This is a genomic window from Candidatus Accumulibacter aalborgensis (assembly GCF_900089955.1).
GTDB lineage: Bacteria > Pseudomonadota > Gammaproteobacteria > Burkholderiales > Rhodocyclaceae > Accumulibacter > Accumulibacter aalborgensis.
Map to the genome: position 1 here is coordinate 1 of NZ_FLQX01000041.1, position 4,858 is coordinate 4,858.

Annotated in this window: 4 protein-coding genes; all 4 read left to right on the top strand. The window is 59.5% G+C overall.

The window, feature by feature from the left end:
- Positions 1–1,245: RHS repeat-associated core domain-containing protein (locus ACCAA_RS04245; protein ID WP_245754423.1), on the top strand; the 1,245-nt coding region annotated here is incomplete at its 5' end.
- Positions 1,242–1,829: a hypothetical protein gene (locus ACCAA_RS04250; protein WP_186406005.1), complete on the top strand. Its 588-nt coding sequence runs from the start codon at positions 1,242–1,244 to the stop codon at positions 1,827–1,829. The genes ACCAA_RS04245 and ACCAA_RS04250, both read left to right, overlap by 4 nt.
- Before the next feature lie 113 nt (positions 1,830–1,942).
- A complete protein-coding gene (locus tag ACCAA_RS04255) occupies positions 1,943–2,647 on the top strand; it encodes a cohesin domain-containing protein (RefSeq protein WP_186406006.1) in 705 nt (234 codons plus the stop codon).
- Positions 2,647–4,419 carry an RHS repeat domain-containing protein gene (locus ACCAA_RS22415; RefSeq protein ID WP_281193160.1) on the top strand — a complete coding sequence of 591 codons (1,773 nt, stop codon included), beginning with the start codon at positions 2,647–2,649 and terminating at the stop codon, positions 4,417–4,419. Before ACCAA_RS04255 ends, ACCAA_RS22415 begins: the two co-directional genes overlap by 1 nt.
- Positions 4,420–4,858: the final 439 nt, after the last annotated feature.

Sequence of the window (4,858 nt, forward strand, 5' to 3'; positions counted from 1 at the left end):
TCCAGGGACCCCGAAGGAGCGACCCTCAGCTACGCCTGGTTGCTCATCGCCAGACCAGCCGGCAGCCACGCCGCGCTTACTGGCGCCGACAGCGCCAACCCCACCTTCAGCGCTGACCTTCCCGGCCAGTACCTCGTGCAGTTGATCGTCAATGACGGCCAACTCGCCAGCACGCCCAACACGGTCAGCATCAGCGTCACCAATACTCCGCCGACGGTCAGCCTGAGCGCCCCGGCAGCCAAGCAGAGCTTCACCGCCCCGGCGACGATCACCGTCAGCGCCGAGGCCGCGGACACTACCGGCAAAATCACCGAAGTCGCCTTCTATCAAGGCAGTACGCCGATCGGCAGCGCCACCAGCGCACCATACCGCATCACCTGGAGCAACGTCCCTGTCGGCAACTACGTGCTGAAGGCCAGGGCCACCGACAGCGGCGGAGCGACGACCTGGTCGGCGGAAGTACCGATCACCGTAGCTGCTGGCGGGGTGAAGATCTACTACCTCCATCATGATCATCTGAATACGCCACGCCTGGTCACCGATGAAACGAACAAGGTCGTCTGGAGAAACACCCCGCTCGGCGAACCGTTCGGGATGGGGTTGCCGGAGGAGGACCCGGATGGCGACGGGCAGGCGTTTACCTTGAACCTGCGGTTTCCGGGGCAGTACGCGGACAGGGAGAGTAGTCTGAACTACAACTACTTTAGGGATAGCTATTTCCCGGACCTTGGGCGCTACGGACAGTCCGATCCCATTGGGATCAACGGCGGCGCTAATACCTACAGCTACGTCGGCGGGAATCCGCTCTTGTTCAGCGATCCCAGTGGTCTCTGTCCTCTTTGCCCCTTGCTAGCGTTAGGATTGGTTGCGACGGAGGTGGCGACCAGTGATGTGCCCATGATTGGTGGTGGGATCGTTAGGGCCAGCGCCAAAGCGGTTCAAGCCGTTGAGCAGTGTGCAGCAAAGGCGGCAACGACAGTAATCGGCCGAGTCAAAGACCTGAGGAGTCTCCAGGCTGGTGAGCAGTCTTTGCTTGATCGGTTGCCGAATCTCGGTAACCCGAAGGCGAACTGGGCGCAGAACTCTGGGGTGCTTCGCCAGGAAATAGGGCGTGGTCTGCCGATACGGGATGCATCTCCTCTCGATACCACTGGCCAGTTCCTGAACGCCGAACGAAATCTTCTCATCGATCGTGGCTGGACGTTTGACCGGGCGACCAACTACTGGGTGCCGCCGAAGCCATGACACACGAGGAAACCAATTTTGAGCAGGAGCGGGCGCATCTCAACTTCGCGAGTGCAGTTCGGGAAAAGTTTGCGTTCCTCAACGATCTCGGCTTCTCGGAGATCGAGGGGCTGTCAACGCTCGTTTGCTACCGAAAAGATGATGTTGAAGTGGATGTGTATCACGGTCGACGGTCGTATGAGATCGGGGCTGGCATCTCATACTTGGCGGCGCGATACGAGATGGCAGACATCATTCGCGTGGTGGACCCCGATGCTGCCAAGCGATACGGTGGTGCCATGGCCTCAACGAGGGAAGGCGTGGTCGCGGGGCTTGAGGAACTGTGTTCGTTGATGAAGCGCTTTGGCGTTGCGGCGCTTCGAGGTGATCCACAGTTCTTCGCGACACTTGAGGAAAAGCGCGAGGTCTGGAGGAAGGACTACTGGCTCGATGGTCTTGCCCGGCAATTGCGACCGCAGGCAGACGATGCATTCCACCGCGGGGACTACTCGAGAGCAGCTGAGTTGTACGCTCGCATCCGAGATCGCTTGAGCCCCGCAGAGATAAGGAAGCTGACCCTTGCCGAGCAGCGCAGTCAACGATAGCGACCAGTGAGGCGCTATGGGGACGGCGCCATGAGGCGCCATGAGGGACAGCCCATGATTGTTGGTACCGTATTCCAGCGCAACACACTGGCTTTCTGGAGGAGACCAAACGGATGAAAACCATTCGCTTCATTCGCACGCTGACACGGGGCGTGCTGGTGGGCCTCGTCGTCGTTTCGGGAGCGGCATCGGCCTACACGCTCAGCTTCTGGCCATTGGCGCAAGACCTTGGGCTCGGCAGTTCTGCCACCGTCGAAGTCCGCATCACCGATGTCGCCCCAGAGCCACCGGGCAGTCCTGGCGGACTCGGCGACTACGACTTCGAAGTCGTCTACGATCCCTCGATCATCAGGTTCGACAAGGCTACCGACGCGGGTGCCCTTGGCTTGGCCATCGGCCTGGACGTTGATTTCCTGGCACCAGGCCGGCTGAACCTCAGTGCTTTCTCGCTCGAAGACCCGACAGATCTCCTCACCCTGCAGAGTGATTCCATGCTGCTACTGACTCTCGGCTTCAAGAGCCTCGCTGTGGGCACCAGCGCACTGACTTTCGAGAACGTCACACTCGGCGACGTCAACGGTGTGGAACGGGAGCACTCGACGACTAACGGCAGCATCACCGTCCTGTTCGCCCAGCTACCCGAGCCCGGCACCCTGGCCCTGCTCGGCGGCGCAGGGCTGATCGTCCTTCCCCTGCGATGGGCAAGAGCAGCCCGAGACGGCTCGCCAACCCATCGGGAACGCCCAAGGCACTGGGACACGGCAATGACCAGACAGCGCCTCGAACGCCGTGGCGCGCAGGCATCCCGCTGGCGGTGATGCAGACGAACGGCGACCAGCAAAGACCCCGCGCTCCCGCGCGTGGCCCTGAATCGCTGCCGCGGGCGGGCGCAGCAAGCGCTTGCCAGGGTGCGGCGAACTCGCTCCTTCGCGCTGCGCGACAGGCTCTGTGGCTGATCCTGCTCTCACTGATTCTTGCCGCTCAGGCTTGGGCCATTCCCTGCGATGTCGACCAAGACGGCGACATCGACCTCGACGACTTGAACCTCATCCAGAAAGCCATCCTCGCCCGCGCCAAGGTCAGCGGCCCCGACGACCCGCGCGACGCCGACGGCAACGGCGTCATCAACTCGATCGACGGCCGCTTGTGCGCGCTGCGCTGCACGCGCGCCAAGTGCAGCACGGTCAACCAGGCCCCCTTCGCCAACGCCGGCCCCGACCAGAGCGTGCCGCTTGGCAGCCTGATCAGACTCGATGGCAGCGCCTCCAGGGACCCCGAAGGAGCGACCCTCAGCTACGCCTGGTTGCTCATCGCCAGACCAGCCGGCAGCCACGCCGCGCTTACTGGCGCCGACAGCGCCAACCCCACCTTCAGCGCTGACCTTCCCGGCCAGTACCTCGTGCAGTTGATCGTCAATGACGGCCAACTCGCCAGCACGCCCAACACGGTCAGCATCAGCGTCACCAATACTCCGCCGACGGTCAGCCTGAGCGCCCCGGCAGCCAAGCAGAGCTTCACCGCCCCGGCGACGATCACCGTCAGCGCCGAGGCCGCGGACACCACCGGCAACATCACCGAAGTCGCCTTCTATCAAGGCAGCACGCCGATCGGCAGCGCCACCAGCGCACCGTACCGCATCACCTGGAGCAACGTCCCTGTCGGCAACTACGTACTGAAGGCCAGGGCCACCGACAGCGGCGGAGCGACGACCTGGTCAGCGGAAGTACCGATCGCCGTGGCTGCTGGCGGCGTGAAGATCTACTACCTCCATCAGGATCACCTGAATACGCCACGCATGGTCACCGATGACGCGAACCGGGTCGTCTGGCGCAACACGCCGCTTGGCGAACCGTTCGGGATGAGTCTGCCCGAAGAGGACCCGGATGGCGATGGGCAGGCTTTCACACTGAACCTGCGGTTTCCGGGGCAGTACGCGGACAGGGAGAGCAATCTGAATTACAACTATTTCAGAGATTACGATCCGGTGACCGGCAGATACGCAACGTTCGACGCTATCGGGCTGAAAGGCGGCATAAATGGATATGCCTATGTTCTTGGCAATCCGCTTCGCTATGCCGATCCGTTGGGGTTATGGTCAGCGGAGGCGCACAACTACTTCATTCAACAAGCGTTTGGAAATGCGCTGTCGCACGCACAGGTCGCTCAGATGCAGGCGGGAAGCGCATTTGCGGACGCACCGATTTTCCAGACGGCACAATTCTCGTACATGCATGCCATGAGTTCTTCCAATATATCCAAAGATGATGCCCGGCGACTGATGTGCAGGTATGTCAAGAAGCAGATCGATATCTTCAAGAGACTGATTACTTATCCTGACCCCGTTGCGAGAAATCATGCCTATTTTGAATTGGGCATGGGACTCCATGCAGTAATGGATTCAACCTCGCCAGCCCATCGTGGCTTTCAGCTATGGACCGGAAGCCCGGCGCAGCTCGAAAACCACGGCAAGAGTTACCCAGGATTTCCATCGACGGAAGATCTTGATTCGGCACCTGCATACCTCGCTCAGACGATTGCGGCCATGGTGGACGCAATGAATGGAAAAGTTGATGCCTGCGAGTGCCAATAGCCCAAGAATGCCGTCTTTACGGACGGTATTTATTCGTGCTCTACTACTTACCCCTGTGTCTGTGTTCGTAGCTTATCTTCTCCTGCTGCTATTCAAAGAGTCTGGAGGGTTTCTATCGGATATCGGATTCGTGCTGGTGCTACCGATCACACTTATCGGGTTGGGGAGATCAATTATCCCAAGCGGCATGTTCTGGCCCACTTTCTTTGTTCTTCAACTTGGCTACGTTTTTTTTATTATTTACTTTTATTACTACGTTGTTATTCGATTGGGAGTAATAAAGGGCCAGGGTAATTAATAAGAGGCCAAGCTAGAATTAAGTCGAATTAAATCAGCGATAAATCCGGGTGCAGACGACGATTATTAGCATTGTATTCTTGCGCAACAGACTGGTTTTTTGGAGGAGACCAAACGGATGAAATCCACTCGCTTCATTCGC

Bases quoted from the DNA above. Each gene is read 5' to 3' on its own strand.
- ACCAA_RS22415 (WP_281193160.1), top strand. From the start codon at position 2,647: ATGCAGACGAACGGCGACCAGCAAAGACCCCGCGCTCCCGCGCGTGGC.
- ACCAA_RS04255 (WP_186406006.1), top strand. From the start codon at position 1,943: ATGAAAACCATTCGCTTCATTCGCACGCTGACACGGGGCGTGCTGGTG.
- ACCAA_RS04250 (WP_186406005.1), top strand. From the start codon at position 1,242: ATGACACACGAGGAAACCAATTTTGAGCAGGAGCGGGCGCATCTCAAC.